Here is a 21,054-nt window from a genome sequence, read left to right as displayed (position 1 = left end):
CCCCAAATCATCTGATCATCCGGTGGTTTAGCCTGCTGCTTGGACGTCCTGCTTGACTACAGCAAAAGCATTTTGCTCTTCATCTTTGTACGGATAATACACGATGAGTGTAAAATCTCCCTCGACAAGCTCACCGGTCTCCATCCATTTTTCAATGTCAAAGGTCACCTTGGCAGTCAGCGTGTGCTTGAAGTAATCTTTTTCCAATGCAGCATGTGCCGCAAAATCATCGCGGAGTCGCTCACGCTGCTCGGTTAGGACAGCGAACGTCTGTTGCATCTCTTCCTTGTCCATGACATCCTCCCACCATAGCTTGCGCGGGCGATGCTTCTGGTTGCGCAGGAAATCGAATTTCATCATGCTGAGCACATGACCCATACCCTCAACTTGCTGGAATTGCAAAAACTTCTGCAAGCGCACGAACAAATCCTCTAATTGGTGACCGATACGGCTCCAGCCTTGATTTTCCCAATAGTCGCCAAATGCCTGGAAGAAGTCAAAAGCCGTTTCGAACTGATTCGCCAACAGCCATTCCACTGTATAGTCCATCCTGTGCGCATTCCAGTACTTTTCCAAAATGTCTTCTACACGCTTGATTTTTTGCATGTCATCAAAGGAAAGGACGTTATTCCCCAAAATTTCGTAAGGAGCCTCATCCATAAAAACATAGCCGTGATTAGCCGCACGCGCACGAACACCTGTCCCACGCAGCATTTTCAAAAAACCGAGCTGAAGTTCTTCCGGGCGCAGACTAAACACGTCGTTGAAGGTTTTGCGGAAGGACGCGTAATCTTCCTCAGGCAAGCCAGCGATCAAGTCCAAATGCTGATCGATTTTTTTCGACTCCTTGATCTGTGTCACTGTACGCGCAAGGCGATCGAAGCGCTGAATCCGTTGAACAAGGCGGTTGGTCTCATCATTCGTGGACTGAACCCCAATCTCGAAGCGGAAAATGCCTGGAGGTGCGTTCTCGGTCAAGAAGTCGAGTACGTCCGCGCGCAAAATGTCTGCCGTAATCTCGAATTGAAAGATCGTGCCATTGTGGTTGTCGATCAAAAACTGAAAGATTTCCAACGCATATTTTTTATTGATGTTAAATGTGCGATCCACGAACTTGATCGTTTTGACGCCGTGATTGATCAAACGCATGAGATCTTCTTTCACTCGTTCCAGACTGAAATAGCGTACGCCGTCTTCAATCGAAGACAGACAGTATTGGCATTTGAACGGACAGCCACGAGATGCCTCAAAATAGACGACGCGGTTGTTCAGCTCGTCCAGATGATCCGCGTATGGGGAAGGAATGCTGTCCATCTCTTCAACCTGAGCACGCGGCATGGAAAAGCGCACGTACTCCTCTTCGCGATAAGCGATTCCGGCTACATCACGCAGGCGTGGAGGCTGCTTGGTTTGCAACGCTTCCTGATACACCTGCAAAAGCTCCAAGAAGGTCTGCTCCCCTTCACCAATGCAGATGACATCGATCTCAGGATGCTTCTTCATCCATTCATCCGCATCATAGGTCACTTCTGGTCCCCCGAGGATAATCGGAACATCCGGGCAAATCTTTTTCAGCGTGCGCATGACACTAAGGGTCTCGCGAATGTTCCAGATATAACAGGAAAATGCAACGACATCCGGCTTGCGCTTGTGTATATCTGCTACTATATTTAACGTCACATCGTTGATGGTATACTCCACCAGCTCAATCGAAGGAAATGCTTCCTGGGCATAGCTTCGCAAATAACGCAAAGCGAGTGAGGAGTGAATAAACTTGGCGTTTAAAGTCGATAGTAAAATCTTCATGGATGGGTCTACTCTCCTTGCAAAATTCGGCACCAAAAAACCATCTGCAATCGATGGTTCAGGTCTGACCGATCTTTTTCCTTTCGTAACAGTACCATACGAGGCTAGTAACGGCAAATCGTTACCGGTTTAATTCGCGCACCACATGCCCCAGCTCCGGCACGATCAACCGATTCATCGCCAGTCGCACGGCACCTGTCGAGCCTGGCGTGGAAAAAATCATTTTCCCTTTCCGCGTCCCTGCAATCGCACGACTGAGCATCGCTGCCGAGCCGATGTCTTCTGTAAAGCTCAACATCCGAAACAGCTCGCCAAATCCTGGCATTTCCTTATCAAGTAAGCCAGAAACAGCCTCAAAAGTATTGTCTCGGGGCGAAATGCCAGTACCGCCATTAAGAAGAATGACTTGAACGTCTTCATGTGCGATTCCCGCTTCAATCGCCTCAATGACCTGTACAGGCTCGTCCTTTACTATTTGATAAAGCGCAACACTGTGACCGGCTTCAATCAGAAGCTGCTTCATTAATTGTCCGCTTTTATCTGTATCCTCAGTCCGGGTATCGGAAACGGTAATGACCATGCATGTGACTTGCTTGGGCGATAGCGCCTTGTGTTCCTGCGTACTCATCCGTAATTTCCTCATTTCTTCTATATATCTCTTCTTCTCATGATACCATGTTCGGGTTTCCAATACCCTCGTCGTTCCGGCAACAATTTCTTCACTACCTATACCCGAGATGCTTCGCTTTCCTATATAATGCTGATGACTGCTATTTTTCGACAGACAAGGAGGCGTGCGCGAATGCCAGAGCGACCTTATTTTTCTTTTCATTTCCACAAACAATCGCACACACCGATCTATGTACAACTCGCTGAACAATTGAAAACAGCGATTCTGCGCGGTGCCTTTCTTGTAGATGGACAACAATTGATATCACTGCGAGATATGAAAACAATCAGCGGCTGTTCGTTGGAGACAGTCAAAAAAGCATACGATCATCTAGCACTGGAAGGCTGGCTGGAGGCTGTGCACGGCAAAGGCTATTACTTGACGCAGCTCGCCAAAGAAGCTCGTTTGGAAAATCGTCTCCCGCTCACAGATATCCCGATCGCTTCTCTAGCTGATTCCTCTCCTCGTCCAAGCGAAGAGCTGGTGAAGCGATTGCGTGGTGCTTTTTATGAGAGCCTGACCGTATTGGATGAACCATCAGCCAAAAAGAAAATCATGCGAACGCAGGCTGCCAAGGTTTTCGCTGATCATCTCAGCCGAAGGGGACTGCCCCACTCTCCAGAGCGCCTTCTGCTTTTTAACAGAAGCACGAGCGGCTTCGCCTTTCTAGCACAGCGCGTCATGAATGCGCGTGATGTCGTCTACGTGGAGGAGTATAGCTATCCCGTGTTCCTGCGCCTACTGAGCCAGTGCGGTATTACGGTTCGCCCGATTCGCATGGATGAGGAAGGCGTTTGTATTCAAGCCCTCAATGAAGAGCAGGAGCATTACCCTGCCAATTGGCTGTTGATTAACCCGCATTATCAATTCCCTACAGGCATCAGCTATTCGTTGAAACGAAAGGAAGAGCTGCTCGAATGGGCACAAAATCATAATGTACGTCTTATTGAAAACGATCATTATGGCGACCTCTGGTTTGAAGAGCCGAGCGTTCCGCTGTACCAGATGGCTGCGCAGGCAAAAAGCACAATCGAGGTCTACTATTTGCATTCTTTGTCCAAAACACTGGCTCGCGATCTGCAATTGGGCGTGTTAATGCTTCCTTCTGATTTATCGAATGATGAATTAGAGCGCTACAGCCAGCTTGTTTCCATGACCGGAGCGGAACCTTCCCTGCTCGTCGTAGAGGCAGCCGTTCAACTCCTCGATGATCCATGGTTTTACGAAGAGTTTTTGGCAGATCGACGCGCCCTGTTCCAGGCCCGCTTCCTGCGACTCTGGCAGGAAAGACGTCTAGCACTCCCTGATCATGCACGGATGTTCCCCATAACAGGCGGGTTAAATACGTGGATCAAATGGGGCACGCCAACCGCAAGAGCAACTGAACAAGAAGAGAGAGTCGTCGCTATTCTGCGTGAGGAAGGTCTCGAGCTGACAGGCGGTCATGCTTTTCGCGTAGCGGATGAGCCTGCCGATACTCTACGCTGCCCGGCTGTCCGTTTCCCACTCGCTCCACTGGAGGAACGAGAGTTGAAACATTGGCTTCACCGATTGGGTGCTGCTCTTCTTCGGTAAGATTTCCGAGGGAAATGCCATACTAAGAGATGGATTTCCCTCCTTCCCATACACAAGACTCGAAAAAAGCCGAGGTATAACCTGCTATGATTAAAAAAATCGTAGAAAAGCTTCACCTTGATCCACCAAAAACGCTTGTTCTTGGGTTTGCCTTGATCATCTTCTTGGGAGCGCTGCTTTTGACACTTCCCGTCGCTACAGTAGATGGACTTGGTCTGCATTGGCTTGACGCTCTGTTTACAGCCACCTCTGCTACTTGTGTAACAGGCTTGGTTGTCGTTGATACCGGAACGACTTTCACTACCTTTGGTCAACTCGTCATTTTGTCGCTCATCCAAATTGGCGGTCTCGGATTTATGACGTTCGCTACCTTTTTCGCACTGATTATGCGTAAAAGAATCTCATTGCGTGAACGGCTCATCCTGCAAGAATCGCTGAATCAGATGTCAATAGAAGGTGTTGTACGATTAGCCAAAATGATCCTGGTTTTTACTGCGATTACTGAGTTAATAGGTGGAGTGCTTCTCTCTATTCGTTTTGCCTTTGACTTTCCTCTGCAAAAAGCGATCTACTTCGGCTTTTTCCATGCGGTTTCTAACTTTAACAACGCTGGTTTTGACCTGATGGGTGAATTCGCCAGCTTGACAGCCTATGTGGATGACCCAGTTGTCACCCTTGTTGTCTGTCTGTTGATCATCCTCGGCGGGATCGGATTCATAGTTGTGAGTGAGCTGTACGATTACCGTCAAACGCGCCGCCTTTCTCTACATACGAAGGTCGTTTTGTCTACTACCGGGATATTAATTGTAGCAGGAACTGCTCTTATCTTTATTTTGGAGTACACGAATCCGAAGACCTTGCAACCGTTGTCTATGATGGGCAAAGTGCTTGGCTCGCTTTATCAGTCAGTCACAGCACGTACGGCAGGTTCAAACACCTTAAGTATCGGTGACATGTATCAGTCGTCCCTTTTCCTCATTATTATCCTGATGTTCATCGGTGCTTCTCCAGGATCGACGGGTGGCGGTATCAAGACAACGACATTCGCCACACTGATTGGTGCTGTTGTCGCCCAAATGAAAGGAAAAGAAGACGTGATCTTCTTCCGGCAACGCATCCTGCCTCACATGGTCTACAAATCGCTGACATTAACGATGATCTCCTTGTTCATTGTCCTTGTGATCACGATGGTGCTTTCTATTACAGAAACAAGTGCCCGATTCGAGATGATCCTGTTCGAGGTCACTTCCGCGTTTGCTACGACTGGACTATCCATGGGGCTGACCCCTCATCTGACTCCGATCGGGAAAACCCTGATCATTTTGACAATGTTTGCTGGTCGTTTAGGACCTCTCACGATTGCCTTTGCCCTTGCACAGCGCAAACAAAAGGAGTACTTCCGCTATCCAAAAGGGAGGATCACCATCGGATAAGCCGTTATAAAAACGGAGAAAACCCTGCCAAAGCACCCGAAGGACTTTGGCAGGGTTTTGTTTTGTGCTTACGTTATTGTTTTTTCCACTGTTTGGACAGCTCGTCGCGAACCAGTTGGCCCATCTCGATTGTACCAATCGCTTTGCTTCTGTCTGCCGCGATATCGCCAGTGCGATGTCCTGCTTCCAGTACGGACCATACTGCGTTTTCCACTGCTGCTGCCGCTTCATCCATACCCAGCGAGAGACGAAGCATCATCGCAACAGACAAAATGGTTGCCAGCGGATTGGCAATGCCTTTTCCAGCAATGTCAGGGGCAGAGCCATGAACCGGTTCATACAAGCCAAAGCTGCCTGCCGCCAGACTCGCCGAGGACAGCATCCCAATCGAACCAGTCAGCATCGCTGCCTGATCGCTCAAGATGTCGCCAAACATGTTTTCCGTCACGATGACGTCAAACTGTTTTGGTTCACGCACGAGCTGCATCGCGCAGGAGTCTACCAACTGGTGAGACAGCTCTACATCTGGATAGCCAGCCGCTACTCGCTCAGCTACCTTGCGCCAGAGGCGGGAGCTTTCGAGGACGTTTGCCTTATCTACAGATACGAGACGCTTTTGGCGTTTGCGTGCAATGTCGAAGCCGACTCGAATGATTCGCTCGACTTCTGCTTCATGATAGATGCACTGATCTTCTGCGACTTCACCATTTGGACCGTCATAGCGTTTTTTCTCACCGAAATAAATCCCCCCGGTCAGTTCACGTACAACGATCAGGTCAACGCCAGAAACGACCTCTGGCTTGAGAGTGGAAGCATCCACCAGTGAGCTGTGCATGGTAGCTGGGCGAATGTTCGCAAACAAACCGAGTGCTTTGCGAATGCCGAGCAGCCCTGTTTCCGGGCGAAGATGCCCAGGATTCTGATCCCACTTCGGTCCGCCAACGGCTCCCAAGAGCACAGCATCCGCTTGCTTTGCCAGCGTTACCGTTTCTTCTGGCAAAGGTGTTCCATCCGTATCGATTGCGATACCACCGATCCGGCCTTCTTCACATGTAAAAGTAACACCTTCAAGCTCCCCTACGAGTGTAAGGACTTTGACCGCTTCCTCCATGATTTCTGGTCCAATACCGTCTCCAGGAAGAACGGCGATGCGATAGTTTTTCTTCATCGTTTATCCCGCTTTTCTATACGTAATGGTTTCCGAACGCTGCTGGTTCCTATGATCCTATCCACATTTGATCCTATCTTTATATCGTTACACTGACAGGCGTAGGCTCGCCTCGCCGCTCCATGATCTTATTGACTGCCCGTACATAGGCAATGGCGCTTGCTTCCAGCACATCCGTACTCACACCGCGTCCAGTTACGATCAGATCGCCCTGTTGAAGGCGTACGAACACTTCACCCAGCGCATCTTGTCCGTGGGTAACAGAAAGAATTTTGTAATCGACGAGGGAGACTTCTTCTCCGGTAGCGCGGTCAATCGCTTTGTAGATAGAATCAACCGATCCATTTCCACATGCGGCTTCTTCGCATACCGATCCGTCGGCACGAACCAGTCGCACACTCGCTGTCGGAACGGAAATGTTACCGTAAGCGAGCTGCACGGATTCCAACTGGAACGCTTCCGGTCCACGAACCATCTTGGAGTCGACCAATGCGAGGATGTCGTCATCCGTGATTTCTTTCTTCTTGTCGCACAATACTTTGAATGCTGCAAACGCTGCGTTTACCTCTTCTTGCTCCAAGTGATAACCCAGATCAACCAGCTTTTCTTTGAAGGCATGGCGGCCAGAATGCTTGCCGAGAACCAGTTTGTTTGACTTGAAGCCGACCGATTCCGGACGGATAATTTCGTACGTAGTGACCTCTTTTAACACACCATCTTGGTGAATACCGGATTCGTGCGCAAAAGCATTTGCACCTACGACTGCTTTATTTCCTGGCACGATCATCCCTGTCAAACGGCTCACCAGCTGGCTGGTCCGTGCGATTTCTTTCAAGTTCAGCTTAGTCGTAGCCTGGTAGTAATCCTTGCGTGTCTCCAACGCAAGCGCCACTTCTTCCAGAGCAGCATTTCCAGCGCGCTCTCCGATTCCATTGATGGTGCCCTCTACTTGTGTAGCTCCACCCTCGACAGCAGCGAGACTGTTGGCGACTGCCATCCCAAGGTCATCGTGGCAATGGCAGCTCAAGCGAATCAGATCAGTAGAAGGCACGCGTTTTTTCAGCTCGCGGAAAATGTTTCCGTATTGATACGGCGTCATGTAGCCAACCGTATCTGGAATATTTACCGTGGTAGCCCCTGCCTTTATAACTGCCTCTACTACCTCTGCCAAAAAGTCGATCTCGGTACGCGCCGCATCCTCTGCGGAAAACTGAACTTCCGTAAAGTACTTTTTCGCATAGGTGACCGCTTCGACCGCCCGAGCAAGGACTTCTTCCTTGCTCATGTTCAGCTTGAACTGACGGTGAATCGGAGATGTTGCGAGAAAGACGTGGAGGGAAGCGTTTTGTGCGTTGCGAAGCGCTTCGTATGCCTTATCCATGTCGTCTTTTACGGCACGAGCCAGACTGACGACGGTTGCATTCTTCACCCGTTTTGCAACTTCGGCCACAGACTTTTGGTCACCAGGGGAGGCAGCAGCGAAGCCCGCCTCAATTTTGTTTACGCCCAGCTTCTCGAGTTGAAGGGCGATCTCCACCTTTTCGTTCGTGCTAATATTGACGCCCGGAGACTGCTCCCCATCGCGCAGTGTCGTATCAAAAATCTCAATGGTCCGCATGAACTTTTCACCTCCACATTTTTCCCTACATTATATAACCGTTTTTTGCACACCTATTTATTGACCGATTTTTACTTCTTCTTTTTTCGTATCTTTGTTGATCCAAGACATCATGCTGCGCAGCTGCTCCCCTACTACCTCGATGCCATGCTCGGATTCCAGACGGCGACGGGAGGTGAAGCCAGGACGGTTTGCTTGGTTTTCCAAGATCCAATTGCGAGCGAATGTACCGTCTTGGATTTCCGCCAGTACTTTTTTCATTTCTTTGCGAGTTTCGTCTGTGATGATGCGACGACCTGTGCTGTAATCACCGTACTCAGCAGTGTCACTGATGGAGTAGCGCATACGAGCCAAGCCACCCTCATACATCAGGTCAACGATCAGCTTCAGCTCATGCAAGCACTCGAAGTAGGCAATCTCAGGAGCATAACCTGCCTCCACCAATGTATCGAAGCCTGCTTTTACCAGCTCGCTTGCGCCACCGCACAATACTGCTTGCTCACCGAACAGGTCTGTTTCTGTCTCTTCACGGAAAGAGGTTTCGATTACGCCTGCTTTTGTGCAACCAATACCGCTGGAGTAGGCGAGTGCGAGATCTTTCGCGTTGCCAGTTGCATCTTGGTACACGGCGATCAAGCCAGGCACGCCGAAGCCTTCTTGGTATACGCGGCGAACCAGGTGGCCCGGGCTTTTTGGAGCTGCCATGATTACGTCTACATCAGCTGGCGGCACGATTTGCGCGTAGTGGATGTTGAAGCCGTGAGAGAAGCACAGTGCAGCACCGGATTTCAGGTTTGGAGCGATCTCGTCACGGTATACTTGTGCTTGACGCTCATCTGGCATCAAGATTTGAACCACGTCAGCGCGTTTGGTTGCTTCTGCTACAGTCAAAACTTCAAAACCGTCTTTTGCTGCGACATCCCAGGATTTTCCTGGGCGCAGACCAACAACTACTTTATAACCGCTGTCGCGCAGGTTTTGTGCTTGTGCATGACCTTGGCTACCGTAACCGATGATTGCAATTGTTTTCCCACGCAGTACCTCTTGTTTTACGTCTGCTTCATAATACATTTTCACCATTTGTATAGCCTCCCTAAAAATGTTTAGTTTGAATTTTTATTCTGAAATTTGGCAATTTAAACCGTTGCTGCGGCTGTTGCTGGAACAATACTGCGCGCCATCGCTACGGAACCTGTTCTTGTCAGTTCAATAACGCCGTAGCTTTGTAATAGTACGAGCAGCGCATCAATCTTTTCGGTGTCACCCGTTACTTGCACGATCAGTGAGCTAGGACCCACATCGACGATCGCGGCACGGAACGGCTCGACAATTCCGTTTAACTCTGCCAGCTGGCTGGGCGATGCCGTCACTTTAATCAGCGCCAGTTCCCTTGATACAAAAGGGTTCTCGCTGAGATTCGTGACCGAGATGACATCGATCAGCTTGTGCAATTGCTTCATGAGCTGATTGATTTGGCGATCATCTCCCCCGGTTGTAATGATCATCCGGGACAACCCCTGTTCTTCCGTGCCCCCCACCGTAATACTGTCGATGTTGAAGCCACGTTGGCCGAACAGTGTCGCCACTCTGGTCAAAACGCCTGGTTGGTCGTTGACGAGTACGGAAATGGTATGTTGCAGCATCCTAATCGTCCCCCAATTCCATCTGATCTAATGTGTCGCCTGATGCAACCATCGGATATACGTTTTCTCCCTGTGCTACTCGGAAGTCCACCACGACTGGTCCATCATGCGCAAGTGCCTCTGCCCAGACTGCTTCGGCTTCCTCCGGCGTCCTTGCTCGCAAGCCTTTTACGCCATATGCTTCCGCCAGCTTGACAAAATCCGGACTGCAGGTCAGATCGATTTGGCTGTAGCGATTATCGTAGAAGAGCTCCTGCCATTGACGAACCATTCCCAAGCACTGATTGTTCACAATCGCTACTTTAACCGGAATGTTGTATTGGGAGACGATTGCCAGCTCCTGGTTAGTCATCTGGAATCCACCATCCCCAACAACGGAGATTACCGTGCGATCCGGGTGAGCGATCTGTGCGCCAATTGCTGCCGGGAAGCCGAAGCCCATCGTGCCGAGACCACCGGAAGAGATAAAGGAGCGCGGGTGCTTGAACTTGTAGTATTGAGCTGTCCACATCTGGTGTTGTCCAACGTCTGTTGTGACGATCGCTTCCCCATCTGTGGAGTTGTACAAGAGTTCAATGACGGCTTGTGGCTTCAATACGTCGCCATCTTTTTTGTACTTGTACGGATATTGCTTTTGCCACTCTTTCAACTGGCTGATCCACGCTTCCGAATCACAGGTTTTTGCGAGCGGAATTGCTTTTGCCAGCGTGCTCTTCACGTCGCCCGCTACTGTGACGGCTGTGTCTACGTTTTTCCCCAGCTCTGCTGGATCGATGTCGACGTGTACGATGCGGGCTTTTGGTGCGAACTCTTTCGTGCGTCCCATCGTGATCCGGTCATCAAAGCGTGCTCCCAGACCAATTACACAATCCGCATTCAAGAGTGCTTGGTTCGCTGTGTAATTTCCGTGCATCCCTGGCATTGCCAGCGACAACTCGTGTGTTCCAGGGAAACCGCCCAATCCCATGAAGGTGTTGATCACCGGGATGCGTGTTTTTTCAGCAAAGTCGCGCAATTCTTTCTCCGCTTGAGCTGCAATGATTCCCCCGCCCGCCAAAATGACTGGGCGCTTCGCTTCGCCAACGGCTTTTACAAATTCTTGTACTTCTTCGTTGCTCGGTACGAGTGAAGCGCGGTAGCCGCGAATCTCCACTTGATCCGGGTAGGTAAATGGTGCCTTCGCATTGGCGACGTCCTTGGGAATGTCGATCAATACTGGGCCCGGACGACCGGTCGTCGCGATGTGGAAAGCTTCCTTTACAATCCGCGGGAGATCGCGAATGTCGCGGACAAAGTAGCTGTGCTTCGTAATCGGGATGGTAATGCCCGTAATATTCGCCTCTTGGAATGCGTCGGTACCAATCAGCGACTGTGCCACGTTACCCGTGATGCAGACCAGCGGAACCGAGTCCATCTGAGCGGTTGCAATCCCCGTTACGAGGTTCGTTGCTCCCGGACCAGAAGTGGCGATACATACACCCGGTTTGCCTGTCGCTCGGGCATATCCGTCAGCAGCGTGGATAGCGCCTTGCTCGTGGCGAGTCAAAATGTGCTTGAAGTAGCTCCCGTACAGGGAGTCATAAATAGGGAGAACCGCCCCGCCTGGATAGCCGAAAATGTATTCAACTTCCTCCAGGATCAAACAGCGCAGTAAAGTTTCTGCTCCTGTCACTTCTTCCCCGAACTGAATCGGTGGAATGCCGTTCTTTTTCTGCAATTCGGCCATTTCAACACTCATTGATCTCTCCTCCTCCCAATTCCAACAGGTATTGAAAATAACTATAGACACATAGAAAAACCCTTTCGCCCCGACACGGTTATATTTCCATGTCTTTTGGGGCGAAAGGGTTCGCGGTACCACCCAACTTTATCGGCGCCTCACGGTCAGCCGATCTCAGCCAGTCACAGCAAATGTGGACTGTAACACGTTAACGGGTGTTAAGCGGTTCGACCTACTACCTGCAAAGCAAGTTTCAGCTAAACGGCTCAGAGGTGAGCAATGCGACGTACCCTATGCCCATTTCTCAGCATCAGGGCTCTCTGTAAAAGGGGAAACGCGCACCATCCTCGTCATGGCCTGCTATTTAAACAATATTTTAAATATTGTTGTTGTCAGAATAAAGTGTTACGTCTGATTATAGCTAGGCACCTATGGGGTGTCAACGAAAACAAAAAGATTTTACTGAACTTTCGTCCGAACGAATGCTCAGTTGGAAATGGCTTTACAGCGCGGTTTTTGCGTGAAAGCGGATACAACAAAACGAAAAAAACCGTTTTGTTGCCCGCAAGCGGTCGCGTATACTTTTATGAAAAACGTCGGGACGTTTTTCACTAGAAACAGGAAAACTTGTCCATTTTTTGCAACGGAAAAAGAACGGCTTTGCCGTCCCTCTCCTGCTTTTCGGTTTTCGGTTTATTGCGGGGCTTTCAATCCCTCTATCAAAATCGTCGCGACTTCCGGACGTGTAAATTCCGGAGGTGGCGTGATCCCGTTTCTCAGCATTTCCCTCACTTTCGTTCCCGATAAGGTCATATGAGAGTCTTTGTCATGCGGGCACGTCTTAGTCGTTGCCATCCCTTGGCATGCCTTGCAGTAAAAGCTGTGTTCAAAAAAGAGCAACTGGATACCGAGCTCGCCTGGCGCAAACTCGGAAAAGATGTGCTGCGCATCATACGTGCCGTAGTAATCGCCTACCCCTGCGTGATCGCGGCCGACAATAAAGTGAGTGCAACCGTAATTTTTTCGTACCAATGCGTGGAAGACCGCCTCACGCGGACCCGCATATCGCATGGCAGCCGGAAAAGCTCCGAGCAGTACACGGTTGTGCGGATAGTAATTTTCCAGAAGGGCGAGATAGCTTTTCATACGCACTTGTGCAGGAACATCGTCTGACTTCGTTTCCCCCATCAGTGGGTTGAGAAAAAGGCCATCGACAATCTCCAATGCCGCCTTTTGAATATACTCATGCGCCCGGTGAACGGGATTGCGGGTTTGGAAACCAACCACCGTTTTCCAGCCTTTTTCCCGAAATCTTTCTCTCGTTTCTGCCGGCGTCAAATAAAAATCAGAAAAGCGCTCAGGCTGTGGCTTTTGCAGGATTTCTACAGGCCCACCCACGTATAGGTTTGGCTTTTCAAACAGCTTTTTCACACCGGGGTGAGCAAGATCCACCGTACGAAAAACGAGCTCTGCCTCCCGCATTTTATCCGGCACAAAGCAGCTTTTCACCTGTAAAATCGCATAATCCACTCCATCTTCCCCACGTAACAGAATCCTGTCGTCAGGCACAAGATCGTCGTGCTCATCTGCATCGACAGCCAATGTCACCGGCAACGGCCACACCATTCCATTGGCTAGACGCATCGTTTCCACGACAGTGTGATAATCCGCCTCTTCCATGAATCCAGTCAACGGCGAAAATGCTCCGATGGCAAGACATTCGATGTCCGACAAGGTCCATTTGTCCACGATAATGGTTTTTTTGATCCCATGCGGAATGATCGTTTGCTTCACATCTTTCCCTCCTGCGCTGTTCATTTGTGCAGACCGCATTCGGTCTTTTCGAAGCCAGCCCACCGTCCCGACCGAGAATCTTGGCCAGGCAGGACAGCGCGCGTGCATACTCGGCAGCCAATGCTTGGATAGTTCCGGTCGTGCAATGGATTGTAAGGGACATCATGTGCATGGATATATTCCCACACCTGGGCCTCCGTCCAATCTGCTAGCGGATTGAATTTAACCAGGTTGAATTTTTCGTCCCACTCCACTTTTTTGGTATTCGCCCGGGTGGGTGCTTGCTCGCGGCGAATGCCTGTAATCCACGCCTGATAGTTGGACAGGACACGCTTTAACGGCTCTACCTTCCGAATCTCGCAGCAAAGATTCGGTTCTCGCTCCCACAGTTTTTCTCCGTGTTTTTCTGCCTGCTCGGCTAACGACAACTGTGGCTGTACTTGAATAAATGTTGTGCCGTATCTGGCTTGCAGCTTGTCACGCGTATCATACGTTTCAGCAAAATGAATGTTGGTATCGAGGTAGAAAACAGGAATCGTGGGAGCCAATTTATGCAGCATGTCGATTAAAACGACATCTTCAGCGCCAAAGCTGGCAGCTAGGATCAGACTCGCTGCATAGTTTTCTACTGCGTTCACAAGCACGTCTTGGGGCGCTTGAGCTTCCAGTCGGCTTGCCCATTCCTGTAATTCCTCATCCGCCATTTTCTGGCGATTGCTCATCAGCGAAACTCCTCTCTTGCTAGGATTCACCCACCATCATATGCCTAGTGACTGGAAGTGGCGCATCGTCCACCTATATCCACCTCGCCCAAACCAAACGTTCATAACCGTTTGGCTAAGGTGCTTTTCACAGGAAAAAAGCCGCCAGACAGGGTCTGACAGCTTTTGGCTGCTTTATTTTTCCTCTTTTTCGTTTACTGTAGGGGCGAAAATAAAAGAGGCACCGATTTGTTGCGTGTTTTTGGCATCGGTTTTTTGAACCGTTGGTACAGCATATGAACCAGGGGTTATCAAGGAAGGTGTCACGGTGTAAGAATCATCCTTGTCTTTTTCAAACGCTCCTGGCACGAGCAATGCTGAACAGACAACTGCTGTTACACCCATCATCATCCATCTTTGTTTTCTCATCTATGTCTCTCTCCCTATCCAATGTTTTCCTGTAACGCTTTTTATTGTATGGCAGTAGGGAGTCTGCTCGACACAGACGAAAGATTGTTTTTTTCTCAGACCTGAGATGGAATCGTTTTTTACAAAAGAAAAAGCATCCTGTACGGATGCTTGGCCCCCATTAGTTTTCTTCTTTTTCGTTTACATTTGGAGCGAAAATAAATGCACTTCCTGCTGTTTTCGTGTCTGTCACGGCATCTGTTTTTTGGACTGCTGGAGCCGCCGTGTACGGACCAGGGGCGAAGAAAGCATTCGTCACGGAATGTGCGTCATCCTTCTCTTTGGCAAACGCCCCTGGCACGACCATCGCTGAACAAACAACTGCTGTAATTCCCATCATCATCCACTTTTGTTTTTTCATTTCGATCTCTCTCCCTATCCAATGTTTTCCTCTTATGGCTTTATTGTAAGGGATCAGCCAAGCTGTCTAACACGGACGAGAGGTTGTTTTTTACTCAGACCTTGGGCGGATTCCGCTTTAGGACCATAGCCTAGTTCTGTAAGCAACGACTCGAATAGGTTCGATCGTTTTTTCTTACACATCGATTGTTGTTCTTGTATGCTTATACAGCTCTTCCATCGTCTGTCCTTTTGCTCGGGCGAGTACCTCCATACGCACACTCAGTTGTTTTTTCGCAAACTGCTGCAAATCAGCGACCTTCACTCCGAATGCACTTACCCCTTGTGGGTCGTCCATCCAGTCATACAGATGACTTGCCATTGGAGCCAGCTCATCCATCTTTTTGGCAATGACATCGTAAATATGGGGATGCTCACAGATCAATCGCTGCAGCAAGAATGTTCCGTAGCTAATGTGCCGCGATTCGTCTGTCTTCAAATAGCCAATTCCCTCCATTAAACCAGGCATCAGCCCCGTTTTGCTGAGTGCTTCGTAAAACGCATAATAGCCTGTCTCTGCCAGCACGCCTTCCACAAACATGTTGTAAACAGTAGATGCTTCTGCGATGGCTTCGGGGGATTTATCCGTCAGCAAACGATTGAGTGCATTCGGCAAGATCTCATGGAAAATTCGCTTGTACACATCATCGTGAAAATGATGCAAATCTCCTGACTCGCCGATGTTATCGAGAACCAACCGGAAAAACTCCGTATGCTTGGCCTCTTCAAACAGGAAGGTCGTCAAATACATTTCCTCCTCCAATCGCCCTTCCTCTGCAATAACCATGATCAAAGGCAAAAGATCGAGGGTGACTGCTTCTTCCCCACCAAGAAAACCAGCAATCCTTCCCAAAGTTTCTTCCTTCTGCTCCGGATTCATCTTCGCGTAATCTTCGCGGTCTTGCGTAAAATCAATGTCCTGCGGGTTCCAAATGCCGTATCTCTTCGCTTTTTGATACAATTGGTACGGCAGAAGCTCCTGATTCAATCCTTTTTGGCTGGTCGAAACAAAACCATTCCTCATCCCCATCCAACCTTTCTTTTTTCTCATACGCCTTCTATTTCGAACGAATGAAAAAAGTCACGAAATTGTTAATTTATACCATTCCCATTCTTTACGCTCCGATCAGCGGTTTGATAAAATGAAGGCGCTGTAGGTTGATTATAGGTCAGGCTGAACGGTCGTTCATATCCCCAAAAATCAGGGGGTGTTCATCACTTAAATGGAGGTGGCAATCACTCCATGCTCAGTCCAGAGCTGAACATGTACATCGATCGAATCAAAGAAACGGCATATTACGAGGAGAAGCTGGTGCTTGCTGTACGAGGCTTCGTGGATCTCTTTCCTTTCATGGGAGCCATTCTGTGCAATTACTCCACGCTCAGTCAAATGGGCGAGGGACTATGGTCGATCCTTGACCAAGAGTTATGCTCCATCCGTGATATACGGGTGGACATGCGCAATATGCCCCTTATCCAGCAAGCGATCCATGAACAGAGAGCCGTACTACTAGATTCTGAGGCGATTCGTCAGTTCCCGCCCCATTTAGTGTACGGCGCCCCTTATGCTCTCATTCTCCCTATCAGCTATGGGCCTAACGTACTCGGCTACGCCGGTATTTCCTGGCATCAGGATGGCTGTTCTGGCATCAACCATCAATTGGTACAATCTCTGAGCGCATACTGTTCGATGCTGGGCAAAGTATTGGCAACCGACTCCCTTCGCCCTAACACCGTCAAGCTCTCACGCCGAGAAGTCGAAGTCATGCAGCGGATGTCATGGGGCGAAAGCGTTAAGGAGATGGCGAACTGGATGGGAATCAGTGAGTTTACCGTACAGGATTACATCAAGTCCGCCTTAAAAAAGCTCGGTGTTCAAAATCGCGCACAAGGTGTGGCGGATGCCATTCGACAGCGAATCATTTGTTGAATAGACAAGGAGATTAATAACGTGTGGACCACAACAAAAAAGCCGACCTTGCCCTTAATCGGGAAGATCGGCTCTTCTTTTCAAAAATTAAGCGTTCAGTTTGCCTTTTGCAACTGTTGCCAGTTCGTTGAACGCAGCTTTGTCGTTAACAGCCAAGTCAGCCAGCATTTTGCGGTTAACTTCGATGCCAGCAACTTTCAGGCCGTGCATCAAACGGCTGTAGGACAGACCGTTCATGCGAGCTTGCGCGTTGATACGAGTGATCCACAGTTTGCGGAAATCACGTTTCTTTTGACGACGGTCACGGTATGCATACAGCAGGGATTTCATTACCTGCGCATTAGCGGATTTAAACAGGCGATGTTTGGAACCGAAGTATCCTTTCGCCAGCTTCAGGATTTTCTTATGACGACGGCGTGTAACAATGCCACCTTTTACTCTTGGCATACTAAACTCCTCCTGGTCTTTCCAGCATGGCGGCCTACTGCTAGGCTCTTAGGGAGCTCATGCTGCGTAATGGTGTGTAATAAAGAAAAACTTACAGGTAAGTGAGCATTTGCTCCATACGTTTTTGATCGCCTTTGGAAACGAGTGCAGCTTTGCGCAGGTGGCGCTTTTGCTTAGTCGATTTGTTAGCGAACAAGTGGCTACCAAATGCGCGGTCGCGCTTCAATTGGCCGCTTCCAGTCTTTTTGAAACGTTTCGCAGCAGCCTTGTTGGTTTTCATTTTAGGCATCTGAAAAATCCTCCTGTCTAAACTACTATCTTACTTTTCCGCTTTCGGAGCCAGAATCATGATCATGCTGCGGCCCTCGATCTTCGGCTTGCGCTCAGGCGTAGCGAGATCTTCACACTGGGCAGCTACACGTTCCATAACGCCTAGTCCAATTTCGGAGTGGGTGATTTCACGTCCACGGAAACGGATCGTACACTTCACCTTGTGTTGATCCTCCAAGAACTTGCGGACGTTGCGAAGCTTTGTTTGAAAATCGTGTTCCTCGATGTTAGAAGAAAAACGCACTTCTTTCAGCTCGATGATCTTCTGGTTTTTACGTGCTTCTTTTTCCTTTTTCGCCTGCTCGTATTTGAACTTTCCATAGTCCATAATACGGCATACAGGCGGCTTGGCTGTAGGAGCAACGTTTACCAGATCCAATTCAGCTTCCTGGGCAATGCGCAATGCTTCCCTAAAAGGTACGACTCCCAATTGGCTCCCGTCAGCACCGATTAAACGGACTTCACGGGCACGGATCGCTTCGTTAATTAACATTTGATCCTTGCTAATACTTGCCACCCCCGTCAATTTCGAGAAGGAACAAAAATGTGCGAACGCAATCTGCGCCCGCACATATCTCACCTAAGCAATTTCATCAGATCCGAGGATCTTTGCGTAAGAGTTACCTGTCAACAGTCGTATACGACGTCGACCCAGGTGAGAAGCTGGGCGCCTCTGCTTGTTCTCGAAGTATGAAGTGTTTATACACGCAATTTATATTACTAGGAAGCTTGGTTTTTGTCAAGGCTAATACCTAATTATCCCCCGATATGGGACATTTCGACCTTTTCACGCTTGGCGAGACCAGGCGTTTCACTTAGTCGTTCCTCCGAGTAGCGTACGTCACGCCGCTCCCAGATCGCACGAATCAGCTCGCGAATCTCCTCATCCGTACGTCCATCACGGACTGGTTCGCGCAAATCATCTCCGGATGAAGCGAAGAGACAGTTGTACAATTTTCCTTCTGCCGACAGGCGAGCCCGCGTACAAGTGGAGCAAAAAGCTTGAGTCACCGATGAGATCAACCCGATCTCCTGGTCCGATCCCTCATAACGATAGCGGGAAGCCACCTCTCCATAGTAGTTCGCTTCGGTCGCTACCAGCGGCATCTCTTCATGGATCATGCGCACAATTTCACGGGAAGGTACGACTTGATCCAGCCGCCAGCCGTTACTGTTTCCCACATCCATGAATTCAATAAATCGAAGGGTGTGCCCTTGCTCACGGAAGTAGCGTGCCATCGGCAAAATATCTTGATCATTGACTCCGCGCTGTACCACCATGTTGATCTTGATCGAAAGCCCGGTATCTGCTGCAACACGAATCCCATCCAGCACGGCATCGACCTGATAACCTCTTCCATTCAACATCCCAAAGCGATCATTATCCAAGCTGTCCAAGCTGACCGTGACCCGATCCAGACCTGCTTCTTTAAGTGCTTGCGCATGACGGGACAAGAGAGAACCGTTGGTCGTCATCGCAATATCCTGGACGCCTTCTACTTCACGTATCATTCGAATCAATTCAGGCAAATTTCTGCGCATTAATGGCTCTCCGCCGGTAATGCGGATTTTCCCCACTCCAAGCGAAGTAAAGATCCGGGTCAAACGGGTAATCTCCTCAAAGGTCAGCAACTTGCTTTGCGGCAAAAACTCAAAATCTGGTCCAAAAATTTCGGAAGGCATACAATAACGGCAACGAAAATTACATTTATCGGTGACAGATATTCGTAAATCTCGGAGAGGACGGTTCCGTAAATCAAGCACTTTATCTGGCATAGATGTTCACTCTCCTTTTATCTATAGGACGACTTCTTCCCTTATCTTCATCATACCGTATTTCGACTTCGTATCAGTCTATTATCTTAAATCGAAATCGCCAAATTTTCAAACGCAAACAGCACATTGTGCCATAAATGGGACCGCTTCGTAAAAAAAGAGTACGAATTCCTCCTGACATTCGCACTCTTCCCGCTATGCATTCTTATATCTTAAACTTGCTAATCATTCTTTCCAGTTCGCGAGCCATCTGATTCAAGGATTCAAATGAAACGGCAAACTCTTCCATAGTGGCCAATTGACCTTTGGAGGAAGCAGCCAGATTTTCAGCATTGTGCGCTGAAATCCTTGCAATTTGGGCAGTTTCGTCTACAGATGCAGCTACTTGCTCCGATCCGGCAGACATCTGTTCAGAGACAGCGGATACTTCCTGGATTTGATCGGTTATCTGTTGAATTTCTTTTAAGATGTGTTGGAAAGCTTCTCCTGACTCCAGTACAGTAGACAATCCAACCTGAACATCTTGATTGACTGAATCCATCGAGTTGACCGCCATGTTCGTATCTGTTTGGATCTCCTGAATGAGGTTGGCGATTTGGCGAGCAGATTCATCGGATTGTTCAGCGAGTTTTCTCACTTCATCTGCTACGACAGCAAAACCTCGTCCATGCTCTCCCGCGCGAGCAGCTTCGATAGCTGCGTTGAGAGCAAGCAGATTTGTTTGGGAAGCAATTCCCGTAATCACGTCAATGATTTGCACAATTTCTTTGGAACGCTCACCCAATTGCTTGACAACGGTTACAGAATGTTCCACAGAGCCACGGATGGAGTCCATTTGCTGGATAGCCTTTTGGATGGACTGGTTTCCTAGCTGCGCTTCATCCGCTGTACTTGTTGATGATTCCGAGATGATGGAGGTGGTTTCAGCCACGCGTTGGATACCGATCGACATTTCTTCCATCGCTCTTGCGGATTCTTCCGTACCTCTTAGCTGATTTTTGGCCCCGCTCGCTACTTCTTGTATCGTAGCAGAAATCTTGTTCGTGGTATCTACATTGTCCGCCAAGCGAACCGATATGTTGTCTGACGAAGTAGAGAGGGTGTTAACCGCTTTTTGAACTTCCCGAATGAGTCCTTGGATGGATACTTGCATCACCTGAATGCTCTGACCAAGCATGCCGATTTCGTCTTTTCTTTCCAAAAGGTTTTTGGGCAATTCTCCGGTAAAGTCACCACGACCAATCTGCGCAATCTGGTCAACGATGGCAAGCAATGGCTTGGTGAATTTGTGCGAGAAAAGAATGGAAGCGACTACCGCTAGTACGGCAAACAAAATGCTCAATGCGCCGATGATGAAACCGATTTGATTGGCTTCAGCCGAGAGTTCAGCTTTTTCAATAAACGAAATATATTTCCAGCCAGTTTTTTCTGAAGTAAAGGTATCGTTCATCGTGACTGCAAAGCTGCTGGAGGTATTCTCAGTGATAGTAGCCAATTCAGGAATTTGCGTATCTTTCAGGTTTTTCGAATTGAGTTCGGGGTTCTTGGGATTAGCCAAAATCGTTCCGTCTTTGCC

General features: G+C 49.0%; 20 protein-coding genes. 3 read left to right on the top strand and 17 right to left on the bottom strand.

What is annotated here, in order from left to right:
- Positions 1–27: 27 nt before the first annotated feature.
- Positions 28–1,806, bottom strand: a complete 1,779-nt coding sequence (locus tag C7R94_RS11985) for a B12-binding domain-containing radical SAM protein (RefSeq protein WP_106781325.1) — start codon at positions 1,804–1,806, stop codon at positions 28–30.
- A 121-nt stretch (positions 1,807–1,927) separates the two neighbouring features.
- The gene (locus tag C7R94_RS11980) at positions 1,928–2,434 is read right to left on the bottom strand and encodes a MogA/MoaB family molybdenum cofactor biosynthesis protein (RefSeq protein WP_106781322.1); all 507 of its coding nucleotides are present in this window, start codon (positions 2,432–2,434) and stop codon (positions 1,928–1,930) included.
- A 174-nt stretch (positions 2,435–2,608) separates the two neighbouring features.
- On the opposite strand from C7R94_RS11980, the gene C7R94_RS11975 reads away from it, so the two are divergent.
- Both C7R94_RS11975 and C7R94_RS11970 read left to right on the top strand, forming a co-directional pair.
- The gene (locus tag C7R94_RS11975; protein ID WP_106781320.1) at positions 2,609–4,051 is read left to right on the top strand and encodes an aminotransferase-like domain-containing protein; all 1,443 of its coding nucleotides are present in this window, start codon (positions 2,609–2,611) and stop codon (positions 4,049–4,051) included.
- A gap of 86 nt (positions 4,052–4,137) precedes the next feature.
- On the top strand, positions 4,138–5,484 hold the full coding sequence (locus C7R94_RS11970; protein WP_106781317.1) for a TrkH family potassium uptake protein: 1,347 nt from the start codon (positions 4,138–4,140) through the stop codon (positions 5,482–5,484).
- 73 nt (positions 5,485–5,557) lie between these two features.
- Here C7R94_RS11970 and leuB read toward each other — a convergent pair whose 3' ends face one another.
- From leuB to C7R94_RS11920, 10 genes are all read right to left on the bottom strand, one after another.
- Positions 5,558–6,652, bottom strand: coding sequence for a 3-isopropylmalate dehydrogenase (gene leuB / locus C7R94_RS11965; protein ID WP_106781315.1), 1,095 nt, complete (start codon positions 6,650–6,652; stop codon positions 5,558–5,560).
- 79 nt (positions 6,653–6,731) lie between these two features.
- Complete coding sequence (locus tag C7R94_RS11960) at positions 6,732–8,270, bottom strand: 2-isopropylmalate synthase (protein WP_047070971.1); 1,539 nt, start codon at positions 8,268–8,270, stop codon at positions 6,732–6,734.
- Between the two features lie 57 nt (positions 8,271–8,327).
- On the bottom strand, positions 8,328–9,350 hold the full coding sequence (gene ilvC, locus C7R94_RS11955) for a ketol-acid reductoisomerase (RefSeq protein WP_088906547.1): 1,023 nt from the start codon (positions 9,348–9,350) through the stop codon (positions 8,328–8,330).
- A gap of 56 nt (positions 9,351–9,406) precedes the next feature.
- Positions 9,407–9,913 (bottom strand): acetolactate synthase small subunit, encoded by a 507-nt coding sequence (gene ilvN / locus C7R94_RS11950; RefSeq protein WP_106781313.1) that lies wholly within the window; start codon positions 9,911–9,913, stop codon positions 9,407–9,409.
- A 1-nt stretch (position 9,914) separates the two neighbouring features.
- The gene (ilvB, locus tag C7R94_RS11945; RefSeq protein WP_106781311.1) at positions 9,915–11,651 is read right to left on the bottom strand and encodes a biosynthetic-type acetolactate synthase large subunit; all 1,737 of its coding nucleotides are present in this window, start codon (positions 11,649–11,651) and stop codon (positions 9,915–9,917) included.
- 675 nt (positions 11,652–12,326) lie between these two features.
- Positions 12,327–13,466, bottom strand: coding sequence for a sulfate adenylyltransferase (gene sat / locus C7R94_RS11940; RefSeq protein WP_106781309.1), 1,140 nt, complete (start codon positions 13,464–13,466; stop codon positions 12,327–12,329).
- On the bottom strand, positions 13,448–14,149 hold the full coding sequence (locus C7R94_RS11935; protein ID WP_106781307.1) for a phosphoadenylyl-sulfate reductase: 702 nt from the start codon (positions 14,147–14,149) through the stop codon (positions 13,448–13,450). Before C7R94_RS11935 ends, sat begins: the two co-directional genes overlap by 19 nt.
- A 174-nt stretch (positions 14,150–14,323) precedes the next feature.
- Positions 14,324–14,557 (bottom strand): hypothetical protein, encoded by a 234-nt coding sequence (locus C7R94_RS11930; RefSeq protein ID WP_106781305.1) that lies wholly within the window; start codon positions 14,555–14,557, stop codon positions 14,324–14,326.
- A 160-nt stretch (positions 14,558–14,717) separates the two neighbouring features.
- Positions 14,718–14,957 carry a hypothetical protein gene (locus tag C7R94_RS11925; RefSeq protein WP_106781302.1) on the bottom strand — a complete coding sequence of 80 codons (240 nt, stop codon included), beginning with the start codon at positions 14,955–14,957 and terminating at the stop codon, positions 14,718–14,720.
- A 174-nt stretch (positions 14,958–15,131) separates the two neighbouring features.
- Positions 15,132–16,046, bottom strand: a complete 915-nt coding sequence (locus tag C7R94_RS11920; RefSeq protein WP_255576735.1) for a R2-like ligand-binding oxidase — start codon at positions 16,044–16,046, stop codon at positions 15,132–15,134.
- Between the two features lie 192 nt (positions 16,047–16,238).
- Between C7R94_RS11920 and C7R94_RS11915 the strand changes: the two genes are divergently transcribed.
- Complete coding sequence (locus C7R94_RS11915; protein ID WP_106781299.1) at positions 16,239–16,925, top strand: helix-turn-helix transcriptional regulator; 687 nt, start codon at positions 16,239–16,241, stop codon at positions 16,923–16,925.
- Between the two features lie 87 nt (positions 16,926–17,012).
- Here the strand turns inward: C7R94_RS11915 and rplT are convergent, their stop codons facing one another.
- The 5 genes from rplT to C7R94_RS11890 form a co-directional block, all read right to left on the bottom strand.
- On the bottom strand, positions 17,013–17,372 hold the full coding sequence (gene rplT, locus C7R94_RS11910; protein WP_047070959.1) for a 50S ribosomal protein L20: 360 nt from the start codon (positions 17,370–17,372) through the stop codon (positions 17,013–17,015).
- Positions 17,373–17,463: 91 nt separating this feature from the next.
- The gene (gene rpmI, locus C7R94_RS11905) at positions 17,464–17,661 is read right to left on the bottom strand and encodes a 50S ribosomal protein L35 (protein ID WP_047070958.1); all 198 of its coding nucleotides are present in this window, start codon (positions 17,659–17,661) and stop codon (positions 17,464–17,466) included.
- Positions 17,662–17,691: 30 nt separating this feature from the next.
- On the bottom strand, positions 17,692–18,195 hold the full coding sequence (gene infC, locus C7R94_RS11900) for a translation initiation factor IF-3 (RefSeq protein WP_035291699.1): 504 nt from the start codon (positions 18,193–18,195) through the stop codon (positions 17,692–17,694).
- 263 nt (positions 18,196–18,458) lie between these two features.
- Complete coding sequence (gene moaA / locus C7R94_RS11895) at positions 18,459–19,478, bottom strand: GTP 3',8-cyclase MoaA (RefSeq protein WP_106781297.1); 1,020 nt, start codon at positions 19,476–19,478, stop codon at positions 18,459–18,461.
- 205 nt (positions 19,479–19,683) lie between these two features.
- Positions 19,684–21,054 (bottom strand): methyl-accepting chemotaxis protein (locus C7R94_RS11890; RefSeq protein ID WP_106781294.1); only part of this gene is annotated, 1,371 nt, incomplete at its 5' end.

It is taken from the genome of Brevibacillus sp. NRRL NRS-603, from assembly GCF_003013445.1.
In the GTDB taxonomy this organism is placed as follows: Bacteria; Bacillota; Bacilli; order Brevibacillales; family Brevibacillaceae; genus Brevibacillus; species Brevibacillus formosus.
The sequence above is the reverse complement of the archived record's forward strand: the minus strand, read 5'-3'. Positions and strand labels throughout refer to the sequence as shown.

Bases quoted from the DNA above. Each gene is read 5' to 3' on its own strand.
- C7R94_RS11935 (WP_106781307.1), bottom strand. From the start codon at position 14,149: ATGAGCAATCGCCAGAAAATGGCGGATGAGGAATTACAGGAATGGGCA.
- C7R94_RS11960 (WP_047070971.1), bottom strand. From the start codon at position 8,270: ATGCGGACCATTGAGATTTTTGATACGACACTGCGCGATGGGGAGCAG.
- rplT (WP_047070959.1), bottom strand. From the start codon at position 17,372: ATGCCAAGAGTAAAAGGTGGCATTGTTACACGCCGTCGTCATAAGAAA.
- moaA (WP_106781297.1), bottom strand. From the start codon at position 19,478: ATGCCAGATAAAGTGCTTGATTTACGGAACCGTCCTCTCCGAGATTTA.
- C7R94_RS11920 (WP_255576735.1), bottom strand. From the start codon at position 16,046: ATGAGAAAAAAGAAAGGTTGGATGGGGATGAGGAATGGTTTTGTTTCG.
- C7R94_RS11915 (WP_106781299.1), top strand. From the start codon at position 16,239: ATGCTCAGTCCAGAGCTGAACATGTACATCGATCGAATCAAAGAAACG.
- rpmI (WP_047070958.1), bottom strand. From the start codon at position 17,661: ATGCCTAAAATGAAAACCAACAAGGCTGCTGCGAAACGTTTCAAAAAG.
- ilvC (WP_088906547.1), bottom strand. From the start codon at position 9,350: ATGGTGAAAATGTATTATGAAGCAGACGTAAAACAAGAGGTACTGCGT.
- C7R94_RS11985 (WP_106781325.1), bottom strand. From the start codon at position 1,806: ATGAAGATTTTACTATCGACTTTAAACGCCAAGTTTATTCACTCCTCA.
- C7R94_RS11975 (WP_106781320.1), top strand. From the start codon at position 2,609: ATGCCAGAGCGACCTTATTTTTCTTTTCATTTCCACAAACAATCGCAC.
- ilvN (WP_106781313.1), bottom strand. From the start codon at position 9,913: ATGCTGCAACATACCATTTCCGTACTCGTCAACGACCAACCAGGCGTT.
- C7R94_RS11970 (WP_106781317.1), top strand. From the start codon at position 4,138: ATGATTAAAAAAATCGTAGAAAAGCTTCACCTTGATCCACCAAAAACG.
- sat (WP_106781309.1), bottom strand. From the start codon at position 13,466: ATGCGGTCTGCACAAATGAACAGCGCAGGAGGGAAAGATGTGAAGCAA.
- C7R94_RS11925 (WP_106781302.1), bottom strand. From the start codon at position 14,957: ATGAAAAAACAAAAGTGGATGATGATGGGAATTACAGCAGTTGTTTGT.
- infC (WP_035291699.1), bottom strand. From the start codon at position 18,195: ATGTTAATTAACGAAGCGATCCGTGCCCGTGAAGTCCGTTTAATCGGT.
- ilvB (WP_106781311.1), bottom strand. From the start codon at position 11,651: ATGAGTGTTGAAATGGCCGAATTGCAGAAAAAGAACGGCATTCCACCG.
- C7R94_RS11930 (WP_106781305.1), bottom strand. From the start codon at position 14,557: ATGAGAAAACAAAGATGGATGATGATGGGTGTAACAGCAGTTGTCTGT.
- leuB (WP_106781315.1), bottom strand. From the start codon at position 6,652: ATGAAGAAAAACTATCGCATCGCCGTTCTTCCTGGAGACGGTATTGGA.
- C7R94_RS11980 (WP_106781322.1), bottom strand. From the start codon at position 2,434: ATGAGTACGCAGGAACACAAGGCGCTATCGCCCAAGCAAGTCACATGC.